The organism is Erythrobacter donghaensis (assembly GCF_001557325.1).
GTDB classification, from domain to species: domain Bacteria; phylum Pseudomonadota; class Alphaproteobacteria; order Sphingomonadales; family Sphingomonadaceae; genus Erythrobacter; species Erythrobacter donghaensis_B.
In genome coordinates this window covers 1-21,260 of the sequence record NZ_LSJS01000137.1, presented here as the reverse complement: position 1 = coordinate 21,260, position 21,260 = coordinate 1, and the positions used below count along the sequence as shown (strand labels likewise).

The following is a 21,260-nucleotide window of genomic DNA, read 5'->3' as shown; positions in this document are numbered from 1 at the left end:
GCCCTATTGCGGGGCCGCGCGCGGGGTCTCCACGGACAAAAGTGTCAGTCGAGCGCGCCCGCCCCTGTGGTAGTCTTGCCGTTACTCCGGGGAGAGCAATCATGGGCGTTCAGACTCGCAAGACCTTCTGCCGCTTCTGCCATGCCAATTGCGCGATGGAGGTCGACATTGTCGACGGCCCGAACGGCAAGCGCGTCGTCGAGGTGCGCGGCGATCCCGACGATCCGGCCTTTGGCGGTTACACCTGCATGAAGGGCCGCGAGCTGCCCGACAGCCACAATTCGCAAGACCGGCTGCATCATTCGCTGGTGAGGAACGACGCGGGCGAATTCGTCCCGACCCCGATGGCCGAGGCGCTGGCCCATGTGGCATCCGAACTGCGGCGGATCATCGACACCCACGGCCCGCATTCGGTCGCGGTCTTCATGGGCTCGGGCGGGTTCCAGAACTCGGCCGCGATGGCCGCCTCGCTGAGCTTTGCGCAAGGCCTGGGGAGCCGCAATTTCTACACCTCGGTGACGCTCGACCAGCCGGCGAAGGTCTTCACCACCGCACGCTACGGCAAGTGGATGGCGGGGCCGAACACCTTCTCCGAGAGCGACGTCGCCTTCTTCATCGGCAACAATCCGATCGTCTCGCACTACTCGCCCGTCGGCGGCGTGCCGCCCTTCAGCCCCTCGCGCCGCATCCGCGACAAGCAGGCGGAGGGCCTCAAGCTGATCGTCGCCGACCCGCGCGAGAGCGATGTCGCGCGGCTCGCCGACATCTACCTGCCCGTAAAGCCCGGCGAGGACCCGGCGATGCTGGCAGGGATGCTCAATGTGATCATCGCCGAGGGGCTGTATGACCGCAATTTCGTCGCCGCGCATGTCGACGGGTTCGACGAACTCGCCGAGGCGGTGAAGGCCTTCCCGCCCGAGGTCGCCGCGACACGCGCGGGGCTCGACACAGACCAGCTGGTCGCCGCCGCACGGATGTTCGCCAGCGGCACGAAGGGCTGCGCGGTGACAGGCACCGGCCCCGAAATGGCGGGCAACGGGACGCTGACCGAGTATCTCGTCGTGTGCCTCAACACGATCTGCGCCCGCTTCAAGCAGGAGGGCGAGAAGGCTGCGATCCCCGGCGTCTTCAGCCCCTACCAGACCGCACGCCGCGCGCAGGTCGGCCCGCCGGTGCCGATGTTCGGGGCCGAAGGCATGCCCAAGTCGCGCTTCCGCGGCCTCGGGCACCTGGGCTGGGAAATGCCCTGCAACGTGCTCGCCGACGAGATCCTCACCCCCGGCGAGGGCCAGGTGCGCGCGCTGATCTCGGTCGGCGGCAATCCGGTGGTGGGCTTCCCCGATCAGCTCAAGATGGCCCGCGCGCTCGATGATCTCGAGCTGTTCGTGCAGATCGACCCGTGGATGAGCGCGAGCGCGAAACGCGCCGACGTGGTGCTCGCGCCCTCGCAATGCCTCGAGCGCGAGGACATCACCAGCCTCTCCGAATGGTGGCACGAGGAGCCCTACGCCCGCTACACCGAGGCGGTGGTCGAAGCGCCGGGCGACTGCATCGACGAATACGAGATGTTCTGGACGCTGGCGAAGCATCTCGGGATCACCATGAACCTCGCCGGCGGCCCGCTGCCGATGGACAGGAAGCCCACCAAGCAGGAATTCCTCGACCTCGCCGTGGCGGGCTGCCTTCGGGGCAGATCGTCTTCCCGATGCCGGTCGGCGATGCGGCCGAGGGCGTCGAGCCCTGCAAGCTCTCGCGCCGCGGCACGCTGTGGTCGTGGACCAGTCAGGGCTTCCTCCCGAAGGAGCCCTATGAAGGCCCCGGCTCCGGCCCCGGCGAAGGCCCGCCCGATTTCCAGCCCTTCCTTCTCGGCTATGTCGAGTTGCCGGGCGAGGTGATCGTCGAAAGCCGGATCGTCGATGCGCGGCTCGAGGATCTCCACCTCGGCATGGAGCTCGAGTTCTGCATCGTGCCGTTCAACGCACGGTACGACACCTTCGCCTTCCGCCCCGTCGCCCTATCCGAAAGCAAAGCCGCATGAGCGAGAACGTCTATATCATCGGCGCGGGGATCCACCCCTTCGGCCGCACCGACAGCCGCTCGGGCCGCGAACAGGGCGTCCATGCCGTGCGCGAGGCGCTGAAGGATGCGGGGCTTGAATGGCCCGATATCGAATGCGCCTATGGCGGCTCGGCAGCGGCGGGCAATGCCGACATCATGGTCAACGAGCTGGGGCTGACCAGTCTGCCCTTCACCAATGTCGCCAATGGCTGCGCGACCGGCGGCAGCGCGCTCGCCGCCTCGCAGCAGGCGATCGCCAGCGGGATGTATGACCTTGCCCTCGCGGTCGGCTTCGACAAGCATCCGAGGGGTGCGTTCAACGCCAAGCCCGCCGACTATGGCCTGCCCGAATGGTACGGCCAGACCGGCATGATGCTGACAACGCAATTCTTCGCCCTGAAGATCCAGCGCTACATGCAGCTCCACGGCATCAGCCGCACCACGCTCGGGCGGGTGGCCGAGAAAGCCTTCCGCAACGGCACGATCACGCCCCACGCCTGGCGGCGCAGTCCGGTCGATCTCGACACGATCATGAACGCGCCGATGATCAACGACCCGCTGACCAAATACATGTTCTGCTCGCCCGCGGAGGGTGCAGTGGCGCTGATCCTCGCATCCGAGAAGAAGATGAAGGAACTGGGCGCGGACGGGGTGAAGATCCGGGCCGTGGCGGTGAAGACCCGCCCGCCCAATTCCTTCGAGGTGTTCCAGCCCGGCATAAGCATCGAGGAGGGCGGCAAGCCCACCGTCCTCGCCAGCAAGGCCGCCTTCGAGAAGGCCGGGATCGGGCCGGAGGACATCTCGGTCGCACAATTGCAGGACACCGAAAGCGGCGCGGAGATCATGCACATGGCCGAAAACGGCTTCTGCAAGGATGGCGAGCAGGAGGAATGGCTCGCCAATGGCTGGACCGAGATCAGGGGCGGCAAGCTGCCGGTCAACACCGATGGCGGGTGCCTCGCCTGCGGGGAGCCGATCGGCGCTTCAGGCCTCAGGCAGGTCTACGAGAACGTCACCCAGCTGCGCGGCCGCGCGGGTGAGCGGCAGGTGCCCGGCAAGGTCCGCTTCGGCTACTCCCACGTTTACGGCGCCCCCGGCCTCTCGGGCGTCGCGATTCTGGAGCGCGAATGAGCACCCGGATGCGGGGCAAGGTCGCGCTCGTATCGGGCGGCGCGGAGGGGATCGGGGCTGCGGTTGCGCGCCTGATCGTCGCCGAGGGCGGCAGCGTGATGCTCGGCGATGTGCAGCTCGAAAAGGCGCAGGCACTAGCGGCTGAACTGGGCGAGCGGGCGGCGGCAACGCATCTCGATGTCCGCCACCTCGCGCAATGGGAAGCCGCCGTCGCCGCCACCCTTGCGCGCTTCGGCAAGCTCACGGTGCTGTGCAACATCGCGGGCATCTCCGAACCCGGCAACGTCCCCGACGGCGCGCTCGACGTGTGGGAGCGGACCATCGACATCAACCTCAACGGCCCCTTCTACGGGATGCGCGCCGCGATCCCGGCGATGGAGGCGAGCGGCGAGGCCTGCGCCATCGTCAACATCGGCTCGATGATCGCGCTGCGCCCGGCGGCCTTCGTCGCGGCCTACAGCGCTTCGAAGACCGGCCTCAGGGGCCTCACCCAGTCGGTCGCGCTCGACCTGGCGGAAAGGGGCCTCCCGATCCGCGTCAACATGGTCCACCCCGGCGCGATCCGCACCCCGATGTATGATCGCTACAAGTTCTCGGGTGCCGCCGACCCCGAGGCGATCGAGACCCAGTTCGCCGCCACCCACCCGATGAACCGCATCGGCGAGCCCGAGGAAGTCGCCCGCGCGGTGGTCTTCCTCGCCTCCGACGAGGCGAGCTTCACCACCGGCTGCGACCTGACCGTGGACGGCGGCGGCAGCATCAGGAGCTAGCATGGCACAGCAACCCGCCACCCGCATCGACGCGCATTTCATCGCCGCGGGCAAGTATCACGATATCGACTACCCCCGGCTCGAAATCCTCAAGCTGCTCGCCGAACACCCGCATATCCGCACCACCGTGGCGGCGGACTATTCGGGGCTCGAGCGGCTCGACCAGTGCCGCTTCCTCATCACCTACACCTGCGACCTGATGCCGACCCGCGAGCAGGCGCAGCAGCTGAAGGCGTGGATGGAGAAGGGCGGCAAGTGGATGGCGCTCCATGGCACCAACTCGATCCTCGTCTTTACCGCGGAAGGGCTGGTCGATGCCCCCGACGAGCGCCCCGACGTGATGGACATGCTCGGCACGCAGTTCGTCGCCCACCCGCCGATCGACAGGTTCCCGGTCGAGGTGGTCAACAAGGACCACGAGCTGACCCGCGGGATCGAGGACTTCGAGGTGGTGGACGAGCTCTACCTCTCCAAGACCACCGCGCCGATCGAGACGCTGATGCAGACCACCTTCGAAGGCGAGGCGACCGGGTTCACCCACAGCACGTGGGAAAAGACCACGGTTCCTATCGTTTATACGAGGGATATCGGGAAGGGGCGCATTGTATACAACGCGCTGGGCCATTGCCGCGGACACTATGACCTGCCCGGCATGGCCGATTTCTACCCGCACAAGGAAATGTGCGCGTGGAACTACGACGTCTATTACGACCTTCTGCGTCGCACGATTGCTTGGGCGATGCGGGACGGGGAATGAAGCTGCCGGGCCCGCAGTCGCGTAGCTTGCGGGATCGAGATTGGGACTGATTGCAATGGACATGGACTTCTCGCCCGAGGATCTGGCTTTCCGCGAGGAAGTGCGCAGCTTCCTTGCGCACAACCTGCCGGAGCGGCTGCGCGATGGCGCGCGCCGGACGCCCGGGGTGTTCGTCGAGCCGGACATCGGAATGGAATGGCACCGCATCCTCTACAAGCAGGGCTGGGTCGCCCCGCACTGGCCCAAGGAGGACGGAGGGACAGGGTGGACGCCCACCCAGAAATTCATCTTCGAAAAGGAATGCGCCCTCGCCGGCGCACCCGCGCTCGCGATCCTCGGCCTGCGTCTCGTCGGCCCGGTGATCTGCGAATTCGGCACGCCCGAACAGAAGGCGCGCTTCCTGCCGGGCATCCTGTCGGGTGACGATTACTGGTGCCAGGGCTATTCCGAGCCCGGCAGCGGCTCCGATCTCGCCAGCCTCAAGACCTCGGCGCGGCTCGAGGGCGACGAGTATGTCATCAACGGCTCCAAGATCTGGACCACCCACGCGCACCACGCCGACTGGATCTTCGCCCTCGTGCGCACCGACGCCACGGTGAAGAAGCAGCGGGGGATCAGCTTCCTGCTGGTGCCGATGGACCAGCCGGGGGTGGAGGTGACGCCGATCTATTCGATGTCGGGCGATCACGAGGTCAACGCGGTGTTCTTCACCGACGCGCGCACCCCCGCCTGCAACCGCATCGGCGAGGAAGGCGCCGGGTGGAGCATCGCCAAGTTCCTGCTCGAGAACGAGCGCGGCGGATCGTGCTATGCGCCGCGGCTGCTCCAGAGCATCGACCGGCTCGAAAGCCTCGCCCGGACCCAGCCCTCGGGCGTCAACGGGGCAATCGCCCACGATCCGCGCTTCCGCGACCGCCTCGCCCGCGTGCGCCTGGAGGCCGAGGCGCTTGAAGTGACCGAGCTGCGCATCCTCGCCGAACTCGCCAAGGGCCGCGCGCCCGGGCCACAGACCTCGCTGGTAAAACTGCTCGGCTCGAACATCGGCCAGCAGGTCGATGTGCTGCGCCTCGAATTGCTGGGCCCGGACGCGCTGCAACTGCCCTTGGAGCGCCCACTCTACGGCAACGAGGCGCCCGAACCCGTGGGGAGCGAGTATGCCCAGACGGCGATGGGCAAATACTTGAACAACCGCGCCTCGACGATCTTCGGCGGCTCGGACGAGGTGCAGAAGAACATCATTGCCAAGACCGTTCTCGGTCTCTGAGGAAACCGAAATGGACGCTTCGAAACTGATGTTCCGCGATGGCCTGATGGCGGGCGAGCGAATCCTTGTCACCGGCGGGGGCACGGGCCTCGGGCGCGAGATGGCCGAGGCTTTCCTCAAACTGGGCGCGACCGTCTACATCTGCGGCCGCCGCCAGAACAAGCTCGACGAGACTGCCGCCGAACTGACCGCGCTGCACGGCGGCAAGATCGTCGGCCATGCCTGCGACATCCGCGATGCCGACGCGATCCACGCGATGGTCGACGCGATCTGGGCCGATGGCGGCGCGCTCACCGGCGTGGTCAACAACGCGGCCGGAAACTTCATCAGCCGCACCGAGGATCTCTCGGTCAACGGCTTCAACGCCATCGCCGACATCGTGATGCGCGGGACGTTCTACGTCACGCTCGACATCGGCAAGCGGCTGATTGCAGAGAAGAAGCGTGCAAGCTTCCTCTCGATCCTCACCACCTGGGTGTGGTCGGGCAGCGCCTTCGTGGTGCCCTCGGCCATGAGCAAGACCGCGATCAACGCCATGACCCAGAGCCTCGCGACCGAGTGGGGCCGCTATGGCCTGCGCTTCAACGCCATCGCCCCCGGTCTCTTCCCGACCAAGGGCATGAGTGCGCGCCTGCACCCCGGCGGCGCGGGCGGCAATTCGGGCAATTCGCTGAACCCGATGGGACGCGCGGGCGAGATGCACGAGCTTGCCAACCTCGCGGTGTTCCTGATGGGGCCGGGCGCGGAATATGTGAACGGCCAGACCATCGCGATCGACGGCGCGGGCTTCCAGGCCAATGGCGGAACCTTCTACCCGATGCTCCACGCGCTGGGCGATGCCGAGTGGGAGCAGATGCGCGCGATGATCAAGGGCACCAATGCCGCCGACAAGGCGGATAGAACGGTCGGTTAGGTCACCGCAGCGCGCCGGTTGAACTCTTCGCGCTGCCACTCGCCGCTCGCCAGCACCTCGGCGAGATGGCGCGCGGCGGCGGCCATGTCCGCGAAACTCAGATAGGCAGGCGCGAAGCCAAGCCGCAGCACATCGGGCGCGCGAAAATCCCCGATCACGCCCCGAGCGATCAGCGCCTGGCAGATGGCATAGGCTTCCGGATGGCGGAACGAGAGCTGGCTCCCGCGCTCGGCGGCGCGTGGCGGACTGACCAGCTCCAGCGCCACATCATGCGCCATCAGGCTTTCGAGGAAGAACTCCGAGAGCGCCTGCGACTTGGCGTAGAGCCGCGCGACGCCGATCTCCGCGATCAGGTCGACCCCCACCTCCAACGCTGCGAGGCCCAGCACCGGGGGCGTGCCGCATTGCAGCCGCTCAATCCCCGGTGCGCCCGCGTAATCGTCCGAGAAGGCGAAGGGCGCGGCGTGGCCGAACCAGCCGGTGAGCGGCTGCTGGAGCGCCGCCTGATGGCGCTCGGCCACGAAGGCGAAGGCTGGCGCGCCCGGGCCGCCACACAGGTATTTGTAGCCGCAGCCGACTGCGAAATCCGCGCCCGCCGCGTTGAGATCGACCGGCAGCGCACCGGTCGAGTGCGACAGGTCCCACAGCACCAGCGCGCCTGCCTCATGCGCGGCGCGGGTCAGCGCGGCCATGTCGAAGAGCGCGCCGGTCTTGTAGTGCGCGTGGGTGAGCATCAGCAGCGCGACATCGCCATCGAGCGCATCGACCAGCTTGCCCCGCTCCGCCAGCCGCCTTGTGGCGAGGCCCTGCGCCTCCAGCCCGGCGATCATGTAGAGATCGGTCGGGAAATTGCCGGGCTCGGACAGCACCACCTTGCGCCCGGGGCGCATCTGGAGCGCGGCGGCGATCAGCTTGAACAGGTTCACCGAGGTCGAATCGCAGGCGATCACCTCGTGCGGCGCGGCGCCGATCAGGGGCGCGATCTTCGCCCCCACGCGGGCCGCCATGTCGAACCAGCCCGCATCGTTCCACGAACGGATCAACCCCTCGCCCCACTCGGCTTCCACCACCCGCGCCAGCGCCGCAGGGGTCGCCTTGGGCAGCGCGCCCAAGGAATTCCCGTCGAGATAGATCACCCCCGCAGGGATCGTGAACCGCTCGCGATAAGGCCCAAGCGGATCGGCGGCGTCGAATTCGGCGGCGCGCGCTTCAGGAATCATATCGCGGTCCTGACGCTCAGCAGTTCGGGGAAGAAGGCCTGCCTCAGCACCCCTTCGAGATAGGGCACTCCCGGCGTGCCGCCGGTGCCGCGCTTGAAGCCGATGATGCGCTCGACCGTCTTGAGATGGCCGAAGCGCCAGCGCTGGAAGTGGTATTCGAGATCGACCAGCTTCTCGGCGAGTTCATAGAGATCCCAGTGCGCCTGCGGATCCCGGTAGATCGCCGCCCACGCCGCCTCGACGCTGGGGTCGGGGGAGTAGGGCGCGGACGGATCGCGCGCCAGCACCGCGGGATCGATCGCCAGGCCGCGCCGCGCCAGCAGGCGGATCGCTGCGTCATAGAGACTTGCGCGCCCCCGCTCCGCCTCCAGCCGCGCGGCCCAGTCGGCGTTCGACTTGTGCAGGCGCACGTGCTTGCCGTCGCGCCCGCCGAGCATGAATTCCATCATCCGGTACTGCGCCGACTGGAACCCGCTCGAAGCACCAAGATGCGGGCGGATCGCGGAGTAATCGTGCGGGGTCATGGTGCTGAGCACATCCCAGCTCTGGATCAGCTGCTGCTGCGCCCGCGCCACCCGGGCGAGCATCTTGAAGGCGGGCCTGAGGTCGTCCGCCTCGATGCACTCGCGCGCGGCGGTCAGTTCATGCAGGCACAGCTTGAGCCACAGTTCGCTCGCCTGATGGACGATGATGAACAAGAGCTCGTCATGCGCGTCGGAGGCCGGGTGCTGCGCCTCGAGGATACGGCCAAGATCGAGATAGCTCGCATAGGTGACATCGGCGCTCATACGAGCGACCCTAGCGCGGCGCGGCGCAGGAGGAAACTAGCCCTCGATCACCCGCGTCTCGGGATGGTGCTTGTCGAGGTGCTTGAGCAGGATCCTGAGGTTCTTGCTGTTCGAGCGGAACAGCACGTCCGCCGCATCGCCGACCAGCGGGATCGCGCCGATCGCAGTGTCGAGCAGCACGTTCGCCCCCATCCGCGCGAGCTTCCATTTCGGCAGGCCGAGGTTCTTCGCCTCCCACACGACATAGGCGCCCAGCGCGGTCGTCACCACCTCGCCCAGCACCGGCACCAGACCGATGATCGCGTCGAGACCGACGGGCATGTTGATGCCGGGAATGGTGAAGCTGCGTTCGAGCAGCCGCTCCAGAATCACCACCCGCGCGCGCACCGATGCGGGATCGGTGCCAGCGGGAAGCGCAAAGCGCATCTGTTCGGGGCGGCGGGGCATGGGCTTTTCCATACCCGCTTATGTGGTGGGCTGCGAGAGCGGGAACAAGGGGTGGAAGGCGAAGGCATTGGGCTGGAAGTTGCCCAGCGTGCCGCGCACCAGCGACCAGCGCACGGGGACGCCGAGCGGGATGTAGACCTCGCTTTCGACGAGCACGGCATGGGCTTCGGCGAGCAACACCTCGCGCTGCGCCGGATCGCGGGTCGCCTGCGCCTGCCTGACCAGCGCATCGGCGGCGGGCGTGCACAGCCCGGCGCCGATCCGGCAATTGAATTGGTTCAAATACCACACCGGCGAGACATAGCGCGCCAGCACGTCGCGCAGCTCGAGATCGGCGCCCTCGCCCGGCGCGGCGCGGCGGGTGGTGACGCCGATCGTCGCCCAGGCCTCGGCCAGCTGGCGCAGCAGCAGGTCGCTGCCCTTGCCGCGCGGCAGCGCCACGCGCACAACAGCCTCGCGCCCGGGGCCGGCCCACGCGGCGACGCGCCCGGCGGCGATCTGGCGGCGCTCCGCGATCGACATGCCGTTCCAGCGGTCGCGGCCATAGGCGGGGGCGGTGAAGGCCTCGGGCGGGACGATCCAGCTGTTCTCGCGCCAGCCGCCGAGCCTGAACGCCTGGATCAGCGCGGGCCGGTCGATCGCCATCGACAGCGCCTCGCGCCGCGACGGGTCGGCGAGCAGCCCCGCCTCGCGCCGCACGGTAAGCCCGAGCAGGCCGAGCGCCGGATCGACCTGGATCGTGCCGCGCGACAAGGGTCCGGCCGCCGCCGTCGCTTCGGGGAAATCGACGATGCTGCCGCCCAGCACCAGATCGACCTCGCCTGCGGCGAAGGCCGCCACCGCCTTGTCGGCGGGGAGCGCGCGCACCGCGATCGGGCGCGCGACCTCCTCCCAGTCCTGGCGCGCGGGCAAGCCGCGTGTTTCGGGCGGGAGCGCCGAGAGCCTGGCGCTGGCCCCGTCTCCGCCCTCGCCTTCGCCATCGGCATCGCCGCGCGACATTGCCATCGGCCCCGCGCCGCTGCCGCCGCGGGTGAAGCCCAGCTCGCTCTGCGCGAGCAGGCGCAGGAAATCGGGCATCGGCGCACCCAGCTGAACCTCGATCACCCGCCCCGTCATCGCGCGGATCGCGCGGATATTGGCGAGATCGAGGCCGAGCGAAGTGCCCTCGAGCTGCGCGATCCTGCGGCGCAACTGATCGCGCACGTCGTCCGCCTCGATCTCCTCGCCGTCCGGCCAGGTGCTGTCGCGCAGCCGGAAGATGTAGCTCAGACCGTCGTCGGTGACGATCCAGCGCTCGGCGATCGCGGGGACGACCTGGCCGGATGCATCGAGCGCGACCAGCCCCTCATGCGTCGCCGCGCGCATCAGCTGCGCGGCAGGCGCCAGGCGCACCCCGTCCTCGAACATGCCCGCCGGCGTCCCGATGACCGCAACCGCGACCGCCCCGTCGCCCGCCGAGGAACCGCAGGAGGAGAGCGCCAGCACAGCGAACGGAAGCAGGCAGAATCGCATCGCCCGGGAGCCTAGACCCAGTTGCGGTCAGGTGGAAGCGCGCCGCTCTGCGCGGGCGGGATAGCGCCGGGCCGCAGGCGGCCCCGCAGCCGGTTCAGATCTTGCGCAGCGTGCTCGGCTCGGGCGGGGGCGGAGCGCGGTGGGCCCAGGAGGGCTTGACCACCGCCGCAGCGGGATCTTCGGGCCCTTGCAGCGGGCGGCGGGCCTTGTGCGATTCGATTTCCTCGTCGAAGGCGACCCCGAAGCGGTTGTCCTGCACCCAGGCGACCGTCCCGCCGATCATGCCGATGTTGCGCAGCTCGATCGACAGGCGATGCCCGCGCTGCACACGCAGCTGGCCCTCGCCCATCATCCCGCCATCCGAGAGATTGCGGACCCGCACGCGATAGGTATCGGCGCTCTGTTCGACGCGGATGTCAGCCAGCAGAAACAGGCTGTCGCGTGCGACACTGCGTGTTTCAACCCCGGTCATGGTGCGCAACGCCTCCAAACTCGTGAACAACCCTCTCGGCATGTGGAGCATCTAACGCTGCTCGACATCGAGAGACCACTACCGGTTGGGGCAATTGCAGTTAATGCGGCGTAAATTTCAGACGCTGGCATCCGTGCCTGTGCGGTGCGTCCCACCGCGGCACATCTTGGCCGTCACACGTGAACGTTTCAATCGTCGCGCGAGACCTTCTCGCGGCGTTCGTGGGCTTCCTGCGCCTCGACCGTCGTCGTCGCCACTGGGCGCGCGATCAGGCGCCTGAGGCCGATGGGATCGCCGGTCACCTCGCAATAGCCGTATTCGCCCGAATCGATCCGCCGCAGCGCCGCGTCGATCTTGGAAACCAGCTTGCGCTGGCGGTCACGCGTGCGCAGTTCGATGCCCCAGTCGGTCTCGCTCGAGGCGCGGTCGGTAAGGTCGGCCTCGCGGATCGGGCCGTCCTGGAGCGATTGTAGCGTCTGCCCGGCGGCCGAGTGGATCGAGCGCTTCCATTCGATCAGCAGCATCCGGAAATAGGCCTGCTGGCGCTCGTTCATGTATTCCTCGTCCTCGCTCGGGACATAGTCCGGTGCGAGCAGGCGCTTGGCCTTTTCGAGAACATCGATGTCGTCAGACGCGGTGGATGGCATCACGCACTCTCATTTCGTGAGCCGCCGGGGAGACCGTCGCGTCCTGACGCCATGAATGTTTTCATTGGCTCACTTGGTCCCAGCAAGCGGAAGGCAATGCGCGCCCTATAGGCAAGCCCCCGGGGGCGCACAAGCGGCTTTGGCACGCAAGATGGGGGCAAATTGCCGGGGAAAACGCTGGTCCGACAAGGTGCAAGCCGCGTTAACCAATTTTTGACCATAATTGCCGCACCTTGCCTGCGACGGACGACCCGAGGGGGGTGGCCGGGTGAAGGGGACGTGACATGAACATCATCGCAATCGGGGCCAATGCCTCGCGCGAGAATACCACGGAAGGGCTGATCGGCGGATGGCTGGCGGATGCCGGTCGCGGCGATGCGGAGGCGTGCTACGATCTGGGCGTCGCTTTCTCGACCGGCAGCAACGGGGCACCGTGCGATCTCATCGAGGCGCACAAGTGGTTCAACCTCGCCGCCGCGCGCGGCCACGAGGAAGCCGCCCATTGCCGCGCCGACATCGCCGAGGAAATGACCGCGCGCGAGATCGCCGAAGCCCAGCGCCGCGCGCGCCAGTGGCTCGCCGAGGGGCGCCTGCGCGCGGCCTAACTCTTCTTGAAGGGCGTTCGGCCGCCGAGGTAGAGCTGGTCGCTCGCTACCCCCGCACGCTCGCGCTCGAGGAAGTCGGCGATTGCCGCACGCAGGCCCGGATCGGCAATCCAGTGCGCCGACCGGGTCTGCACCGGCTCGTAGCCCCGCGCGAGCTTGTGCCCGCCCTGCGCCCCGGCCTCGACCCGGGCAAGGCCACGCGCGATCGCGATGTCGATCGCCTGATAGTAGCACAGTTCGAAATGCAGGAACCGCACCTCGCGGGTGCAACCCCAATAGCGTCCGTAGAGCGCATCGCGCCCCACGAAGTTCAGCGCCCCTGCAATCGGCGTGGCCCCGTCATAGGCAAGGATCAGCACGATCCGCTCCCCCATCCGCTCGCCCAGCAGCGAGAAGGCTTCGCGGGTCAGATAGGGGCGCCCCCATTTGCGGCTTCCGGTGTCCTGATAGAACTCCCAGAAGGCGTCCCAGTGCGCCTCGCGGATCTCGGGGCCGGTCAGGTGGCGGATGGTGAGGCCTTGCGTGGCGGCGGCGCGTTCCTTGCGCAGATCCTTGCGCTTCCTCGAGGAAAGCGCGCCGAGGAAATCCTCGAATGTGGCGTAGCCGCGGTTGAACCAGTGGAACTGGATGTCGGCGCGCGGCATCCAGCCGCCCGCCTCGAACAGGGGGAGCTGCTCGGGCGTGATGAAGGTGGCGTGGGCGCTCGACAGCTTGTTCTGCAGGCACACCGCCTCGGCGCCCTCGAGGAGGTGCGGGGCGAATGCCGGGTCGCAGAGCAGCAGGCGCGGCCCCGTCGCCGGGGTGAAGGGCGCGGCGATCTGGAGCTTGGGGTAGTAGCGCCCTCCCGCGCGGTGCCATGCGTCGGCCCAAGAGTGGTCGAAGACGTACTCGCCCTGGCTGTGGCCCTTGGCATAGGAGGGCATGGCGGCGAGCAGGGTGCCATCGGCAGCGGTGATGGCGATGGGCGCAGGCTCCCACCCTGTGCCGGGGCCGACCGAGCCCGAGTCCTCCAGCGCGGTGAGGAAGGCGTGGGAGACGAAAGGGTTGTCGTTGCCGCCGAGCGCGTCCCACTGGCCCGCGTCGAAGGCGCCGACCGAGGATGCGATGCGGACGGTGAGCTCGGGCGCGCTCACGCCAGCCCGTCTCCCTCGGCGATGAGGGCGTCGACGCAGCGCATGGCATGGCTGCGCAGGTGCGGCGAGCGGATCGTCCAGCTCAACAGGGGCCGCCGGTCGGCCCGCCACAGGTCGGCGATGGCATTGGGCAGGTCACGAATGTCGAGCGCAAGGAAATCAGGATGGGCTTGATCGAGAGCGCCGGGCGCACGCCACGCGGAAAGGAAGCCGCCGTCATAGGTGTCGGTGCCGACCAACCCGCGAACGAAGGCGCTCCGGTGCTCGAAGAACCACGCGCCCATGCGCGGATCGAAGCTCATGACAGCAAAGTGGCCCTCGTAGTCCGCGAGCACTTCGCTGACCGCGAGGCAAGCGGCCGCTATGTTGAAGCCGGGCAGCGACTTGATCTCGATCAGCAGCGGCACACGGCCCGCGACGGCCTCAAGGAACCGCGCCAGCCGCACTGGATGCTGGTCGGTGCCGAGGAGGCGCAGCGCCTCGATCTCGTCGGCGGAGCGGCTGACGACCGGCCCTGTCCCCTCCGTCAACCGGTCAAGCTCCCAGTCGTGGAACACCATCGGAACGCCGTCGGCGCTCATCTGGATGTCGCACTCGATCCCCATGCCGCGCGCCATCGCGCCCTCGGCAGCGGCGAGCGAGTTCTCCGGCACAAGCCCATCGGCTCCGGGCCCATGCAGCCCGCGGTGGGCATACTCCCACTGCGTCAGCCAGCCGGGAGCGGCGCGGGCGGTCATGCCTTCAGAGCGACCACCGCATCGACTTCCACCGCCGCGCCGCGCGGCAGGGCGGGGACGCCAACTGCGGCGCGGGCATGCTGGCCAGCGCCGCCGAACACCTGCTCCATCAGGTCCGAGGCGCCATTGGCCACCTCGGGCTGCTGGGTGAAGTCGGGCGTGCAGTTGATGAAGGCGCCCAGCTTGACGACGCGCGCGACCTGCTCGAGCAGCCCGGCCGCTTCGAGCTGGGCGACGATCATCAGGCCGCAGGCCCGCGCCGCGGCCTGACCTTCCTCGACCGAAACGTCATCGCCCAGCCGGCCCTTCACCACCTGCCCGTCCACGAACGGCAGCTGGCCCGAGACGTGCGCGAAGCCGCCATGCACCACTACGGGCACATAGCTGGCCACGGGCGCTGCGGCCTTGGGCAGGGTGATGCCGAGTTCGGCGAGCTTGGCGGCAATGGTCATCAGTCAGTCCTCCAGTTGGGCAAGCAGCCACGGCAGCGCCTCGTCCCAGCGGTCGATCCGCGAGTGGGCGTGGCCGGCCTTGTGGGCGCAATCGATGGCGTGGGCGATCATCGGCTCGCCGCACAGGTGCAGGCGGGTGACGTCGGGGGTGATCTCGGCGACGCTCGCGTGGTGCTGGGCAAGGTCGTCGATGAACAGCGCGCGGGTGGGCGCATACTCGTCGATGATGGCCTTCAGTGCCGGGCCCTTCGGGCCCTGATTGGTGAAGACGCGGGCATTGATGCCGACCTTGGCAAGCTGCTCGGCGCGCGCGTCGCGGTGGTGGTCGACGAGGTTCGTGAGGATCACCACGTCCGCCTTTTCGGCCAGCGTGTTGATCCCCTCGACCGCGCCGGCGATGGGCAATTGCGAATCCATCTCGTTGTCGAAGAAGCTGCGCAGCATCCGCCAGATATCGGCGGGCGCGAGCAGTTCGCCGCTCTCCTGCCAGCGCAGTGCCTCGGCGAAATTGTGGCCTTCGAGGTGGAAGCTGACGCCCTGCGAGCCCTCCAGCCAGGTCTTGAAGGGGGCGACCATGTGCAGCAGCACTTCGTCGCAATCGGAGATGATGAGCGGGCGGGTCATGCGAGCAAAGCGTCCTTGGCGGCGACCAGTTCCTCGGGGGTGACGGCGAGGGCTTCGGCGGCGCGAATGAGATCGGGTTCGTGATTGGCGAGAAATTCGAGCGCCGAGGCGAGCACATGGCAATCGCCCAGCCCGCTCCGCAGAGAATCGGGATCGAGGCCGGTGAGTTCAAGATATCGGCCTGCGCGATCTTCGCATTCCAGCACCCAGCCGAGCGCGGCCAGCGCCAGCACCTGCGCATTGGGAGCCTCGTATGCGGGACGATGCGGGATTGTCCTGTCCTTCGGCTGGGGGTAACTAACGGGCGGGTCGAGCAGCGGGGCGTTCAGTGACAAAGCGGATCATGGTTGTCGAGGACAATGACCTCAACAGGAAACTGTTCTGCGACGTGCTTCGCGCGAACGGTTTCGAGGTGGAGCCGGTGGCCGAGGGGGACAAGGTGCTCGACACCGCGCGCGCCGTCTCGCCCGATCTCATCATCATGGACATCCAGCTTGGCGGCGTCTCCGGCGTCGACCTGATCGAGGCGGCCAAGCGCGACCGGCGGCTGGCGGCGATTCCCGTGCTGGCGGTGACCGCCTTCGCCGCCAAGGGCGATGAAGAACGCATCCGCGCGGCCGGGGCGGCGGGGTATCTCTCGAAGCCGGTCTCGATCAGTCCCTTCATGAACGCGGTGCGCGAGCTGCTGCCGGCCGCCTAGGGCACCGCCGCCGCCTCTGCCAGATAGATCACCAGCGTCAGCACCAGCCCGCCGAGGAAGATGCGGTAGGCCCAGCCCAGAAACCGGAACTTGCGCCGCCGCAGCACCAGCCCGTTCTGGTAGAGATCGCGCAGCATCATCCGGTAGAGCGTCTCGTCGCTGCGGAACTCGGCCAGCATCGCTTCGGTCCATTGCGCTTCGTCCATCAGCGCGAAGTGGCCGAAGAACAGCGGGTTGAAATGCGCCGGGTCGATGGAATCGGGCCCGGGGCGCGGGAGTATCGCGATCACCGCCAGGATCGAGGCGGCCAGCGATGTCAGCGCCAGACACAGCATCGCCCAGCTCACCCCGCCGGCATCGGCCTGGGTGATCACCAGCGAGAAGACGACGAAGCTTGCCCCCATCAGGATCTGCGCCTTCTGGTCTGCCATCTGCGAGAGGCTGAGGTTGTTCACCTGCGCGGTGCGCACCAGATGCACCGCCTGGGGCGAAAGCGGCGGCGGGGCGGAAGCGCCCTCGGCGGGTTGCACCATGCGTTGCCCTCCCCAGATAGGCTGACGCCCCGCTCCCTCGGCGCGGCGAAAGCTTGACAAGCTGCATCAACCGCCGCTTTGCAGCCGTAATAGAGGGCTAGAGCCCGCCCGACAACCGACACGCCGCCCACCCGGTCCAACAAGAGCACGCACCCATGAGCCCCGCAGACGTCGACGCCAAGATCCGCACCCTCATCGAACCCTTCAACAAGAAGGGGATCGTGATCGCGGATGCGACAACCTTTGCCGGCGATCTCGAGTTCGACAGCCTCACCGTGATGGATTTCGTCGCCGAGATCGAGGACGCGTTCGACGTGATCATCTCGATGAACCAGCAGGCCGAGATCGAAAACTGGGGCCAACTGGTGGCGGCAGTCCACAAGCTGCAGGATAGCTGATAATGGCAACCGCCATGACCGAAACGACCACCGCTGCCGAGCCGGTTGACCTGCTCGCCAAGTTCGACCCGATCATCCAGACCCGCGAGCAGCTGCTCGCCGCCGGGGTGGAGGATCCGTTCAACCTCGTCATGGAGCAGGTGCTCTCGCCGACCCGCGCGATCTGCAACGGGCGCGACACGATCCTGCTCGGCACCTACAACTACATGGGCATGACCTTCGACCCCGACGTGATCGCCGCGGGCAAGGCGGCGATGGAGGATTTCGGCGCGGGGACGACCGGCAGCCGCGTCCTCAACGGCACCTTCCGCGACCACCGCGATGTCGAAGCCGCCTTGCGCGAATTCTACGCGATGGACCACGCGATGGTGTTCTCGACCGGCTATCAGGCCAATCTCGGGATCATCTCGACCCTGGCGGGCAAGGGCGATTACATCATCCTCGACATCGACAGCCACGCCTCGATCTATGATGGCTGCGCGATGGGCCGGGCCGAGGTCGTGCCGTTCAAGCACAACGACGTCGAGGCGCTCGAAAAGCGTTTGAAGCGCATCCCCGAAGGCGCGGGCAAGCTGGTGGTTCTCGAGGGCGTCTACTCGATGATGGGCGATGTCGCGCCGCTGAAGGAAATGGTCCGCATTTCCAAGGCCCACGGCGCGATGGTGCTGGTCGACGAGGCGCATTCGATGGGCTTCATCGGCGAGCACGGCCGCGGCGTCGCCGAGGACCAGGGCGTGATCGACGACGTCGATTTCATCATCGGCACCTTCTCCAAGAGCGTCGGCACGGTCGGCGGCTTCTGTGTCTCCAACCACCCCAAGTTCGAGGTGCTGCGGCTCGTGTGCCGCCCCTACGTCTTCACCGCCGCTCTGCCGCCCTCGGTGATGGCGAGCTCGGCGACCTCGATCCGCAAGCTGATGCACGGCGGCAACAAGCGCGCGCATCTGTGGGAGAACAGCCGCACGCTCCACGCCGGCCTGCGTGCCCTCGGCTTCCAGCTCGGCACCGAGACCCCGCAGAGCGCGATCATCGCCGTCATCATGCCCGATCTGGAGAAGGGCGCGATGATGTGGGAGGCGCTGCTGAAGGAGGGCCTCTACGTCAACCTCGCGCGGCCCCCGGCGACGCCTGCGGGCATGACCCTGCTGCGCTGCTCGCTGTGCGCCGAGCATTCGGCCGAGCAGGTGCACACCATCCTCGGCATGTTCGAACGCGCTGGGAAGGCGATCGGGATCATCTGACCCCGATCCGGCGCGTCGCGCATCAGTTGATCGTCACGATCCCGTCCACGGCGCGCCATTCCTGCGGGCCGATCAGGTGCCTGTGCGCCACCCGCACCGAATGCAGCACGGCGTCGATCTCGCGCCGCCAGAAGGCGAGGAAGCGGTCGAGCTCGGGGAACTGGGGCGCCACGTCGTATTGCTGCATCACGAACTGCTGCAGCAGGCTGCGGTGATCGGGCATGTAGTAGTGGATTTCGACCGTCGACAGGCCGTAGCCTGCCATCTGGGCCAGGAACGCGCGGTCGGTCATCACCTCTCCTCCTTGGAACTGCTGAAGAAAAAGCGGGTGCGCAAGGATCGCACGAAATCGCGCGTCGTCAACGGGGTATCGTCCCCAGAGGGTCGCGCACCGCCGTCGCGCCCGCGATGCGACCGCGATGTGTCAACTAACCAGAATGGTTATTTTCCTTGACATCGTGACGCTCTTTGGTTATCAGAAGGCATCATCGGAAAATTGCGATTCGCCAGCAGGCGGCCTCCCGACAGCAGGAGCGCCGCCCTTGCCGTTTGCGTGCGCAGGAGACACCGCCATGGCCAGAAACCCCGGCAAGCGCATCCAGATCCGTCCCGGGCTGAAGCACGGCGAGCCCGACCAGATCAGCCGGAGATGGCGCGTGGTGTTCCTCGATCACCTCGCCGAAAGCTCGAACGTCACCGCGTCGGCCGCGAAGGCCGGGATCAGCGTCAGCCGCGTCTACAAGGTGCGCCGCGAGGAGACCGAGTTCGCGCGCCAGTGGCTGGCCGCGCTCGCCGAAGGCTATCTGCACCTCGAGCTGGAAGTGGTCCGACGCCTGCGCGAGGGCGATTTCAAGGCCGGCGAGGACGGCAAGTTCGACTTCGCCAATGCCATCCGCCTGCTCGCGGCCCATCGCGACAATGCGGCGCGCGGGGCCAGCCAGGTGCGCGATGTCAGCGCGGCGGAGGTCCGCGCCTCGATCGACCGCAAGATCGACGACATCCGCCGCCGGATCGCCCGCCAGAAGGCCGCAGCCGAAAGGCAGGGGCAATGAGCGGGGCCTACCGGAAGATGATCGCCGAGCTTGTCGGCGAGGATCGCAAGAAGTCCGACGAGGCAGAAAAGGTCTGCCAGATTCTCACCAGGGAACTGGATCAGGGCCAGAAGAACGACTTCGACTATCTGTGGGAATTCGACGCCCGCGAGAATCAGCTCCCCCCTCCGGGTGACTGGCGGGTGTGGATGATCATGGCCGGGCGCGGCTCCGGCAAGACCCGCGCGGGCGCCGAGTGGGTGCGGATGATCGCCGATGCCAATCCGGATGCGCGGATCGCGCTGGTCTCCGCCTCGCTCGCCGAGGCGCGCGCGGTGATGGTCGAGGGCGAGAGCGGGCTGCTGGCGATCTGCCGCCCGGGCCACAAGCCGCACTTCGAGCCCTCGCTCCACCGCGTCCGCTTCGCGAGCGGCGCGCAGGCGCAGCTGTTCTCGGCCGCCGAGCCCGAGGCCCTGCGCGGGCCGCAGCACAGCCACGCTTGCCGGGCAGGCGCAGAAAGAGTTCTTCGTCAACGAGGCGCTGTGCCTCCTCGACGCGCTCCATTCGCGCGCGGTAATCGCCTCGCAGCCGACTCCGCCCGCCAGCGCGGCTGACGGCGCGTGCTACCGCGTGACCGCCACCGCGACCGGGGCATGGGCGGGCAAGGAAGACCGGATCGCCGTGCTGGTCGCCGGCGCATGGCACTTCGTTGCGCCGACCGAAGGCATGGTGCTGTTCGACAGGACGACCGGTGCGTTTGTCATCTTCGGGTCGCAATGGCAGCCCGCATCGGTCGTCGCCCTACCGTCCGGCGGCACGGTCATCGACGTTCAGGCGCGGGCTGCCGTGACCGCTCTGATCACGGCGCTCGAGACCATGGGTGTGCTCGCCGCGCCCGGCACATGAGCCGGACGAATGGCGGATTACCGCGGCTTTTGCGGCCATATTTTTATCCACAAGGCCTTTTCAGCGACATTCTTGCAACACCCGCGGGGCATTGACTGCTTGCCTCGTGCAGGGGGAAAAGATAGAGACACCCGGTGCCTCAAGTTTAACGCAAAGGGGAATTTCGGAAATGCGCAAACTCGTCATTGGAATGGCGATGGCCTCGACCGCGCTGACCACGCCCGCCATGGCCCGCGACGGCCAGTGGTATATCCAGGGTGATGGCGGCGTGATGGTGGTCGAGGACCAGTCGATCGACGTCAACGCTGCAGAGGACGATGCGGCGAGCGACTATGACACCGGCTACGATTTCGGCGGGCTTGTCGGCTATGACTTCGGCAGTTTCCGCCTCGAAGCCGAAGCCAGCTATCGTGCCGCCGACCTTTCGGAAGTGATTGCCGGCAGCCAGGGCCTCGCGCTCAATCCTGCGACTGGCGCGCCGGGCGGCTTCACCACCTTCACCGGTCCACGCGACGCGCTCGGTGAAGTCAACGCGCTGAGCTTCATGCTGAACGGCCTCCTCGATTTCGGCGATGACGACGGCCTGCAGGGCTTCCTCGGTGGCGGTGTGGGTGTCGCCCGCGTCGACATGGACGGCCGCGTCAATGCCACCGGTCCGGGTGTCTGGAACGATTCGGACACCGGCTTCGCCTGGCAGGTGCTCGCGGGCATCCGCACCCCGATCAGCGATTCGTGGGACGTCGGCCTGAAGTATCGCTACTTCCGCGCTACCGATATCAACCTCGTCGATCCGCTCGGCCGCGATCTGAACACCAGCCTCGCGACCCACTCTCTGCTCGGCTCGATCACCTACAACTTCGGTGGCGAAGAGCCGCCGGTGGTTGCGCCGGTTGCGGCACCGCCGCCTCCGCCGCCCCCGCC

The 21,260-nt window shown here is 67.5% G+C and carries 27 protein-coding genes and 1 pseudogene; 15 read left to right on the top strand and 13 right to left on the bottom strand.

Translation table 11 applies throughout. The features are described from left to right. Positions 1 to 101: 101 nt before the first annotated feature. The 7 genes and pseudogenes from AX692_RS07270 to AX692_RS07245 all read left to right on the top strand — a co-directional run bounded on the left by AX692_RS07270 (position 102) and on the right by AX692_RS07245 (position 6,893). Entirely contained in the window at positions 102 to 1,895 is a 1,794-nt protein-coding gene (locus tag AX692_RS07270; RefSeq protein WP_230959435.1) for a molybdopterin-containing oxidoreductase family protein, read from the top strand. Continuing rightward, positions 1,808 to 2,038 (top strand): annotated as a pseudogene (locus AX692_RS18965) (OB-fold domain-containing protein); the annotation flags it as partial. The gene AX692_RS07270 and the pseudogene AX692_RS18965, both read left to right, overlap by 88 nt. Beyond that, the gene (locus AX692_RS07265; RefSeq protein ID WP_073973431.1) at positions 2,035 to 3,189 is read left to right on the top strand and encodes a thiolase family protein; all 1,155 of its coding nucleotides are present in this window, start codon (positions 2,035 to 2,037) and stop codon (positions 3,187 to 3,189) included. The pseudogene AX692_RS18965 and the gene AX692_RS07265, both read left to right, overlap by 4 nt. After that, positions 3,186 to 3,959, top strand: coding sequence for a glucose 1-dehydrogenase (locus AX692_RS07260; protein ID WP_230959434.1), 774 nt, complete (start codon positions 3,186 to 3,188; stop codon positions 3,957 to 3,959). The genes AX692_RS07265 and AX692_RS07260 overlap by 4 nt, the downstream gene beginning before the upstream one ends. A gap of 1 nt (position 3,960) precedes the next feature. After that, entirely contained in the window at positions 3,961 to 4,716 is a 756-nt protein-coding gene (locus AX692_RS07255; protein ID WP_073973432.1) for a ThuA domain-containing protein, read from the top strand. A gap of 55 nt (positions 4,717 to 4,771) precedes the next feature. Further along, positions 4,772 to 5,980, top strand: a complete 1,209-nt coding sequence (locus AX692_RS07250) for an acyl-CoA dehydrogenase family protein (protein WP_073973433.1) — start codon at positions 4,772 to 4,774, stop codon at positions 5,978 to 5,980. A gap of 10 nt (positions 5,981 to 5,990) precedes the next feature. Next, on the top strand, positions 5,991 to 6,893 hold the full coding sequence (locus tag AX692_RS07245) for an SDR family oxidoreductase (protein ID WP_073973434.1): 903 nt from the start codon (positions 5,991 to 5,993) through the stop codon (positions 6,891 to 6,893). On the opposite strand, the gene kynU is transcribed toward AX692_RS07245, so the two are convergent. The 6 genes from kynU to dksA form a co-directional block, all read right to left on the bottom strand. Next, a complete protein-coding gene (gene kynU, locus AX692_RS07240; protein WP_073973435.1) occupies positions 6,890 to 8,113 on the bottom strand; it encodes a kynureninase in 1,224 nt (407 codons plus the stop codon). The genes AX692_RS07245 and kynU overlap by 4 nt on opposite strands. Beyond that, on the bottom strand, positions 8,110 to 8,901 hold the full coding sequence (locus AX692_RS07235) for a tryptophan 2,3-dioxygenase (protein ID WP_073973436.1): 792 nt from the start codon (positions 8,899 to 8,901) through the stop codon (positions 8,110 to 8,112). Before AX692_RS07235 ends, kynU begins: the two co-directional genes overlap by 4 nt. A gap of 36 nt (positions 8,902 to 8,937) precedes the next feature. Then, on the bottom strand, positions 8,938 to 9,348 hold the full coding sequence (locus tag AX692_RS07230) for a DUF4112 domain-containing protein (RefSeq protein WP_230959433.1): 411 nt from the start codon (positions 9,346 to 9,348) through the stop codon (positions 8,938 to 8,940). Positions 9,349 to 9,366: 18 nt separating this feature from the next. Continuing rightward, complete coding sequence (locus AX692_RS07225; RefSeq protein ID WP_073973438.1) at positions 9,367 to 10,860, bottom strand: ABC transporter substrate-binding protein; 1,494 nt, start codon at positions 10,858 to 10,860, stop codon at positions 9,367 to 9,369. 94 nt (positions 10,861 to 10,954) lie between these two features. Continuing rightward, positions 10,955 to 11,332, bottom strand: a complete 378-nt coding sequence (locus tag AX692_RS07220) for a PilZ domain-containing protein (protein WP_073973439.1) — start codon at positions 11,330 to 11,332, stop codon at positions 10,955 to 10,957. Between the two features lie 188 nt (positions 11,333 to 11,520). Beyond that, a complete protein-coding gene (gene dksA / locus AX692_RS07215; RefSeq protein ID WP_073973440.1) occupies positions 11,521 to 11,979 on the bottom strand; it encodes an RNA polymerase-binding protein DksA in 459 nt (152 codons plus the stop codon). A 284-nt stretch (positions 11,980 to 12,263) separates the two neighbouring features. Here dksA and AX692_RS07210 point away from each other — a divergent pair, with 284 nt between their 5' ends. Continuing rightward, a complete protein-coding gene (locus AX692_RS07210; protein WP_073973441.1) occupies positions 12,264 to 12,584 on the top strand; it encodes a sel1 repeat family protein in 321 nt (106 codons plus the stop codon). On the opposite strand, the gene AX692_RS07205 is transcribed toward AX692_RS07210, so the two are convergent. Genes AX692_RS07205 through AX692_RS07185 form a run of 5 tightly spaced genes read right to left on the bottom strand, consistent with a single transcriptional unit; the run spans position 12,581 to position 15,865 of the window. Next, positions 12,581 to 13,717, bottom strand: coding sequence for a GNAT family N-acetyltransferase (locus AX692_RS07205; protein ID WP_073973442.1), 1,137 nt, complete (start codon positions 13,715 to 13,717; stop codon positions 12,581 to 12,583). The two genes, AX692_RS07210 and AX692_RS07205, sit on opposite strands and share 4 nt — an antisense overlap. Continuing rightward, a complete protein-coding gene (locus tag AX692_RS07200) occupies positions 13,714 to 14,454 on the bottom strand; it encodes a glycerophosphodiester phosphodiesterase family protein (RefSeq protein ID WP_073973443.1) in 741 nt (246 codons plus the stop codon). Before AX692_RS07200 ends, AX692_RS07205 begins: the two co-directional genes overlap by 4 nt. Next, positions 14,451 to 14,906, bottom strand: coding sequence for a RidA family protein (locus AX692_RS07195; protein ID WP_073973444.1), 456 nt, complete (start codon positions 14,904 to 14,906; stop codon positions 14,451 to 14,453). Before AX692_RS07195 ends, AX692_RS07200 begins: the two co-directional genes overlap by 4 nt. 3 nt (positions 14,907 to 14,909) lie before the next feature. Further along, positions 14,910 to 15,530, bottom strand: coding sequence for a hypothetical protein (locus AX692_RS07190; RefSeq protein WP_073973445.1), 621 nt, complete (start codon positions 15,528 to 15,530; stop codon positions 14,910 to 14,912). Further along, a complete protein-coding gene (locus AX692_RS07185) occupies positions 15,527 to 15,865 on the bottom strand; it encodes a DUF3572 domain-containing protein (RefSeq protein ID WP_330997324.1) in 339 nt (112 codons plus the stop codon). The genes AX692_RS07190 and AX692_RS07185 overlap by 4 nt, the downstream gene beginning before the upstream one ends. Here AX692_RS07185 and AX692_RS07180 point away from each other — a divergent pair. Continuing rightward, positions 15,859 to 16,230 carry a response regulator gene (locus AX692_RS07180; RefSeq protein WP_073973447.1) on the top strand — a complete coding sequence of 124 codons (372 nt, stop codon included), beginning with the start codon at positions 15,859 to 15,861 and terminating at the stop codon, positions 16,228 to 16,230. The genes AX692_RS07185 and AX692_RS07180 overlap by 7 nt on opposite strands. Here the strand turns inward: AX692_RS07180 and AX692_RS07175 are convergent. Next, the gene (locus AX692_RS07175; protein WP_073977355.1) at positions 16,227 to 16,763 is read right to left on the bottom strand and encodes a Pycsar system effector family protein; all 537 of its coding nucleotides are present in this window, start codon (positions 16,761 to 16,763) and stop codon (positions 16,227 to 16,229) included. The two genes, AX692_RS07180 and AX692_RS07175, sit on opposite strands and share 4 nt — an antisense overlap. 155 nt (positions 16,764 to 16,918) lie before the next feature. Between AX692_RS07175 and AX692_RS07170 the strand changes: the two genes are divergently transcribed. Continuing rightward, on the top strand, positions 16,919 to 17,161 hold the full coding sequence (locus AX692_RS07170) for an acyl carrier protein (protein WP_073973240.1): 243 nt from the start codon (positions 16,919 to 16,921) through the stop codon (positions 17,159 to 17,161). Positions 17,162 to 17,163: 2 nt separating this feature from the next. Further along, entirely contained in the window at positions 17,164 to 18,402 is a 1,239-nt protein-coding gene (gene spt, locus AX692_RS07165; RefSeq protein ID WP_230959432.1) for a serine palmitoyltransferase, read from the top strand. Between the two features lie 22 nt (positions 18,403 to 18,424). On the opposite strand, the gene AX692_RS07160 is transcribed toward spt, so the two are convergent. Continuing rightward, positions 18,425 to 18,694: an usg protein gene (locus tag AX692_RS07160; protein WP_073973241.1), complete on the bottom strand. Its 270-nt coding sequence runs from the start codon at positions 18,692 to 18,694 to the stop codon at positions 18,425 to 18,427. A gap of 280 nt (positions 18,695 to 18,974) precedes the next feature. Here AX692_RS07160 and AX692_RS07155 point away from each other — a divergent pair, with 280 nt between their 5' ends. From AX692_RS07155 to AX692_RS07140, 4 genes are all read left to right on the top strand, one after another. Continuing rightward, entirely contained in the window at positions 18,975 to 19,454 is a 480-nt protein-coding gene (locus AX692_RS07155) for a hypothetical protein (protein ID WP_081095197.1), read from the top strand. Then, on the top strand, positions 19,451 to 20,047 hold the full coding sequence (locus AX692_RS20065) for a terminase large subunit domain-containing protein (protein ID WP_073973242.1): 597 nt from the start codon (positions 19,451 to 19,453) through the stop codon (positions 20,045 to 20,047). The genes AX692_RS07155 and AX692_RS20065 overlap by 4 nt, the downstream gene beginning before the upstream one ends. Then, positions 19,974 to 20,339 (top strand): DUF2793 domain-containing protein, encoded by a 366-nt coding sequence (locus AX692_RS07145; protein WP_081095196.1) that lies wholly within the window; start codon positions 19,974 to 19,976, stop codon positions 20,337 to 20,339. Before AX692_RS20065 ends, AX692_RS07145 begins: the two co-directional genes overlap by 74 nt. 169 nt (positions 20,340 to 20,508) lie before the next feature. Continuing rightward, a partial coding sequence (locus AX692_RS07140; protein ID WP_196491576.1) for an outer membrane protein occupies positions 20,509 to 21,260 on the top strand: 752 nt, incomplete at its 3' end.

What these genes read in the sequence shown, in the direction of transcription:
- AX692_RS07270 (WP_230959435.1), top strand. Translation starts at nt 102, where the DNA reads ATGGGCGTTCAGACTCGCAAGACCTTCTGCCGCTTCTGCCATGCCAAT.
- AX692_RS07265 (WP_073973431.1), top strand. Translation starts at nt 2,035, where the DNA reads ATGAGCGAGAACGTCTATATCATCGGCGCGGGGATCCACCCCTTCGGC.
- AX692_RS07260 (WP_230959434.1), top strand. Translation starts at nt 3,186, where the DNA reads ATGAGCACCCGGATGCGGGGCAAGGTCGCGCTCGTATCGGGCGGCGCG.
- AX692_RS07255 (WP_073973432.1), top strand. Translation starts at nt 3,961, where the DNA reads ATGGCACAGCAACCCGCCACCCGCATCGACGCGCATTTCATCGCCGCG.
- AX692_RS07250 (WP_073973433.1), top strand. Translation starts at nt 4,772, where the DNA reads ATGGACATGGACTTCTCGCCCGAGGATCTGGCTTTCCGCGAGGAAGTG.
- AX692_RS07245 (WP_073973434.1), top strand. Translation starts at nt 5,991, where the DNA reads ATGGACGCTTCGAAACTGATGTTCCGCGATGGCCTGATGGCGGGCGAG.
- kynU (WP_073973435.1), bottom strand. Translation starts at nt 8,113, where the DNA reads ATGATTCCTGAAGCGCGCGCCGCCGAATTCGACGCCGCCGATCCGCTT.
- AX692_RS07235 (WP_073973436.1), bottom strand. Translation starts at nt 8,901, where the DNA reads ATGAGCGCCGATGTCACCTATGCGAGCTATCTCGATCTTGGCCGTATC.
- AX692_RS07230 (WP_230959433.1), bottom strand. Translation starts at nt 9,348, where the DNA reads ATGCCCCGCCGCCCCGAACAGATGCGCTTTGCGCTTCCCGCTGGCACC.
- AX692_RS07225 (WP_073973438.1), bottom strand. Translation starts at nt 10,860, where the DNA reads ATGCGATTCTGCCTGCTTCCGTTCGCTGTGCTGGCGCTCTCCTCCTGC.
- AX692_RS07220 (WP_073973439.1), bottom strand. Translation starts at nt 11,332, where the DNA reads ATGACCGGGGTTGAAACACGCAGTGTCGCACGCGACAGCCTGTTTCTG.
- dksA (WP_073973440.1), bottom strand. Translation starts at nt 11,979, where the DNA reads ATGCCATCCACCGCGTCTGACGACATCGATGTTCTCGAAAAGGCCAAG.
- AX692_RS07210 (WP_073973441.1), top strand. Translation starts at nt 12,264, where the DNA reads ATGAACATCATCGCAATCGGGGCCAATGCCTCGCGCGAGAATACCACG.
- AX692_RS07200 (WP_073973443.1), bottom strand. Translation starts at nt 14,454, where the DNA reads ATGACCGCCCGCGCCGCTCCCGGCTGGCTGACGCAGTGGGAGTATGCC.
- AX692_RS07195 (WP_073973444.1), bottom strand. Translation starts at nt 14,906, where the DNA reads ATGACCATTGCCGCCAAGCTCGCCGAACTCGGCATCACCCTGCCCAAG.
- AX692_RS07190 (WP_073973445.1), bottom strand. Translation starts at nt 15,530, where the DNA reads ATGACCCGCCCGCTCATCATCTCCGATTGCGACGAAGTGCTGCTGCAC.
- AX692_RS07175 (WP_073977355.1), bottom strand. Translation starts at nt 16,763, where the DNA reads ATGGTGCAACCCGCCGAGGGCGCTTCCGCCCCGCCGCCGCTTTCGCCC.
- AX692_RS07170 (WP_073973240.1), top strand. Translation starts at nt 16,919, where the DNA reads ATGAGCCCCGCAGACGTCGACGCCAAGATCCGCACCCTCATCGAACCC.
- spt (WP_230959432.1), top strand. Translation starts at nt 17,164, where the DNA reads ATGGCAACCGCCATGACCGAAACGACCACCGCTGCCGAGCCGGTTGAC.
- AX692_RS07160 (WP_073973241.1), bottom strand. Translation starts at nt 18,694, where the DNA reads ATGACCGACCGCGCGTTCCTGGCCCAGATGGCAGGCTACGGCCTGTCG.
- AX692_RS07155 (WP_081095197.1), top strand. Translation starts at nt 18,975, where the DNA reads ATGGCCAGAAACCCCGGCAAGCGCATCCAGATCCGTCCCGGGCTGAAG.
- AX692_RS20065 (WP_073973242.1), top strand. Translation starts at nt 19,451, where the DNA reads ATGAGCGGGGCCTACCGGAAGATGATCGCCGAGCTTGTCGGCGAGGAT.